General features: G+C 39.8%; 1 protein-coding gene. It reads left to right on the forward strand.

What is annotated here, in order from left to right; all coding sequences use genetic code 11:
* Positions 1–640 (forward strand): hypothetical protein (locus tag L1D31_RS22455; protein WP_239839146.1); only part of this gene is annotated, 640 nt, incomplete at its 5' end.
* Between the last annotated feature and the right edge of the window lie 180 nt (positions 641–820).

The following is an 820-nucleotide window of genomic DNA, read 5'->3' on the forward strand; positions in this document are numbered from 1 at the left end:
AGACACGGTAGTCTCAGCGGGAGCGGAGTTTGGTATTAATGTTGCGATGGGCAACAGTGTCGAGAAGTCTTTGCAGATGGCGGCTGTTGGTGCTGCGATAGGCGTAGCGAGTACATCGGCAGGAATTGGAGTGGGTAAAATTAAATCCACTGATTCTAGAGTGCGTCCTCAATTAGGGGCTGATTCTGCTAAAGGAGGATATGTTAATAAAGTCCATACATATACTTCATCAAGTCAAAATGATGCGTTGGTGACATTTATAGACCAGTACAAGGGAAATCCGAGGTTGAATATTAGTGGGCACGGTAGTAAGCCTGATTTTTTTACTTCTGGAAGAGTTGCATTGGGCGATACTTCTGGCACTTTCTATAAGGCATCGGAATTACTTCCAAAAATTTCTCAAAATTATGATTTGAGTAATATCTCAAGCATAAGAGTACTAGCTTGTCATTCAGGAGATAATAGTCGTAATTCATTTGCTGCTCAGTTGAATAAATTAACAGGATTACCAGTCAAGGGGTATAAAGGCGCTATCTATACACCAAGTGATCATCGTGACTTTAATCATTTTATTAGAGAAAGAGGTAATGTATTAAACAAAAAAATGGGATATGAGCCAGTTTGGTTTCGTTTAAAATAGGTGGTTTGGTGGCTTTATTTCTATGCCTTACTATGCAGAGTGTAGTCGCTGAACTATCAAAAACTCAAGAAGGTGAATCCCGCCAAGCATTGATGAAAACATACAGCCCTTATGGGGAAGAGGATTTATCCTAATGAAAAAGCGCCATCATCAGAATACACAACAAACAAGCTCATTTGA

The organism is Vibrio sp. Isolate23, assembly GCF_022398095.1.
GTDB classification, from domain to species: domain Bacteria; phylum Pseudomonadota; class Gammaproteobacteria; order Enterobacterales; family Vibrionaceae; genus Vibrio; species Vibrio coralliilyticus_A.